This window comes from Bowmanella yangjiangensis, assembly GCF_017255015.1.
In the GTDB taxonomy this organism is placed as follows: Bacteria; Pseudomonadota; Gammaproteobacteria; order Enterobacterales; family Alteromonadaceae; genus Bowmanella; species Bowmanella yangjiangensis.
On the sequence record NZ_JAFKCS010000104.1, the window covers coordinates 1 to 2,678 of the forward strand.

3 protein-coding genes are annotated in these 2,678 nt (G+C 56.6%); 1 reads left to right on the forward strand and 2 read right to left on the reverse strand.

Annotated elements, in window-relative coordinates; translation table 11 throughout:
* The first annotated feature begins 237 nt into the window (after positions 1 to 237).
* Positions 238 to 1,524, forward strand: coding sequence for a site-specific integrase (locus J0A65_RS22210; RefSeq protein WP_206596503.1), 1,287 nt, complete (start codon positions 238 to 240; stop codon positions 1,522 to 1,524).
* 187 nt (positions 1,525 to 1,711) lie between these two features.
* On the opposite strand, the gene J0A65_RS22215 is transcribed toward J0A65_RS22210, so the two are convergent.
* The gene (locus tag J0A65_RS22215) at positions 1,712 to 2,269 is read right to left on the reverse strand and encodes a hypothetical protein (RefSeq protein WP_206596504.1); all 558 of its coding nucleotides are present in this window, start codon (positions 2,267 to 2,269) and stop codon (positions 1,712 to 1,714) included.
* Between the two features lie 186 nt (positions 2,270 to 2,455).
* On the reverse strand, positions 2,456 to 2,678 hold a 223-nt coding region (locus J0A65_RS22220), incomplete at its 5' end, for a hypothetical protein (RefSeq protein ID WP_206596505.1).

Here is a 2,678-nt window from a genome sequence, read left to right on the forward strand (position 1 = left end):
CTGGTGGTAACCCGATGAATATCAAGGGCTTACCTCACCATGACTACCAGCGAAGCCATGCCCGAGCAGGGCCAAGTGTCACCAGCCAGTCACCAGCGCTGTCACCAGAAACGGCCTCAGCGCCTGTCCGTATGGCACTATCGCCGTAACGGCATCTACTACCTCAGAGTCCGTCCTCGGGGCTGTGCAACGCGCAGCTTCGCTATTTCCCTCCGCACCACCGATAGGCCCACAGCAATGACGCTTTCCCAGGACATCCTTCAGGCCCTGGCTATCTTTCATCTTGATCGTCCTGAGGCAGACTGGCCGATTCTCAAGGAGCGCCTGCTGGAGATCGCACATGACGCCCTGAGCGGTGCAAACAGCGATGACTGCCTGTCGGCCTACGACATGATCTATGACGACCTGTCCGTATCACTCGCCCAGGCAGCAGCCAAAGCACCACTGAACGTCGATCAACACAGGGCCTTGGACATCGGGCGGGAGATCGTAAAGGCCGCACAAGCACGCCTGAAAGGCAACACTAAGCCCCTCATGGGAGTCATTGAACGCCTGGAGGGCCCGGAGCCAGGAGGCACCCTCCCCAACGTGTCCGCCTCCCTATCTGTAGGTGTCCCTACTGTCCCAATCACCTTCGAGGCTCTCGCTGAGCTGTTCATCAGTGAACGTCGCGGCAACGTCGAGGATTCGACCCTTCGGGCCATCCAGTCGAACTGCCGGACTCTTTCCAGCCTGCTGGGTGATCTCGACATCAGGACCCACACACGGGGTGACATGGTGACGCTCAAGGAGAAGATCGCAGAGGGCCGTAAGCCACTGACCATCAACAAGCTACTTACTCAGCTCTCGACCGTAATGGATTGGGCAAAGAACAACGGCCATATTGAGCGGGCCTTCGACAAGGGCCTGAAGATCGAGCGAGGCGCAGAGAGCGAGCGCAAACCGTTCTCCGGAGATCAGGTGGCTACCATCATGGCCTACGCCAATGGCCTGCCAGCAGACGACTGGAAACGCTGGGCGCTGTCCCTTGGCGTACTTACAGGCGCCCGCATTGGCGAGCTTTATCAGCTCACCCAGTCCGATGTGAAGCAGATTGGCGAAGTCACCGTCATCGACATCAACAAGGATGAACAGGGCAAGACGCTGAAGAATGATTTCTCAGTGCGACAGGTCCCGCTCGTCGATGGGGTGCACGGGTTCTCCCTCGGTGCATTCCTCGAATGGGTCGCCGGGGAACCAGGGAAGCTGTTCAAGGCCAAGGCCCATTACTTCAACAAGCCGCTCAATGATGCGCTGCGCGAACCACTGGGTCTCGCCGCAGGTAGCGACCAGTCGTTCCACTCGCTCAGGCATTCTCTATCGGGGCTGCTGAAGGCCGCTGCGACGCCTGAGGTGATCGCACAGAGCATCACTGGTCACAGCTCAGGCAGCATCACCTACGATCTCTACGCAGGCTCTCAGCGGGTTCCGGTGGAAACCCTGCATACTGCGCTGCGCAATGCCTTCGAGGCGGTTATCCGATGAGCATCTGGGAGTTCACTGGCGTCCTCACCCTGGCCATCGTGATCTTCGTGTGCATGCTGGACACTGACTGGAAGCGCAAGCTACTGCGGCACCGTGGAGAAAAGAACCCGTAGTCACCATCTAATTCCTCTACCTAAAGGCCGCCTCCCTCATGAGCTCTACAACTAAAGCCTGTCCAGCGCAGTGACTACACGGACTCTTGGAGACGCCTCCGGTAGCCATCAGCCAAGTCGCTGAAACGGGTTACATGCTCACAAAGCTCGTCGTAATAAAGCTCGAAGACTTCCTTATGCTCAAGGTAGGCCGCAATATCTCCAGACATTACGGCTGAATAAGCTTCGTCGAGCTTTTTGCTCGCATGAGAAAAAGAAGACTTGATTAAAAGCGCTGACTGCACGCTGTCATGGTCAGGCAGCTCGTGCAGTGGGTAACTGGAGAACGTAGTCGCTAAACCTTCGAGCTCAGACGGTTGATAGGCGTAGGGGAGCTCTTCCACGAAATCGGGCGACTCCATAGCACCACGAACATTGAGCAGGCATTGCCCCGCGAAATTAGCCATTGCACCCAGCGCATCAAAAAGCTGAAGAGACCGCTCATGACGCTGCAAGCCAGCCTGTTTCAGAGCCTTGACGTGTTGTTGGTGTGGGAGATAAATGGCTATCGCCAATCCGATCAAGCCACCAAAAGCTTGCATCCACCCAGCGGTCCCTGGATGAGTCTCGAACCACAAAATCAGCAAATCCATTGCGGAAAAGCCCCTCTACTGCCCAGTTAAAGTGCTGATGATCAACAGGCTTGTGCGTAAAAAACAAGAACAATAAAAACCCTCACTATTAGGAGAGGGGCCCCTTAGGTTCCTCCCTACAGTTCCTCTCCCTGCCTTCTCAAGGTTATTCCAATGATCCTCGGTTCCTCTGCGGGCTGATCATCATCAATGACCAACCTCCTTCGCCCGTTGCTGGGCATCCCTACCAACACAGTTCTTCCGATTGCTCCTCGTGCCTGCTGCCAGCACCCCATTTCGCGGGTCAGTGTGCTGGCCGTGGGGGCGAACGCGGGGAGCAATCGAAAGGAAACACAACATGATGGACATCAAACTCACCACACTCGACAGCATCGCCAAGGCCGGCATGGTCGCCCCCACGACGCTAAAC

Excerpts from the sequence above, each read along its gene's own strand:
- J0A65_RS22210 (WP_206596503.1), top strand. The coding sequence starts at position 238 with ATGACGCTTTCCCAGGACATCCTTCAGGCCCTGGCTATCTTTCATCTT.
- J0A65_RS22215 (WP_206596504.1), bottom strand. The coding sequence starts at position 2,269 with ATGGATTTGCTGATTTTGTGGTTCGAGACTCATCCAGGGACCGCTGGG.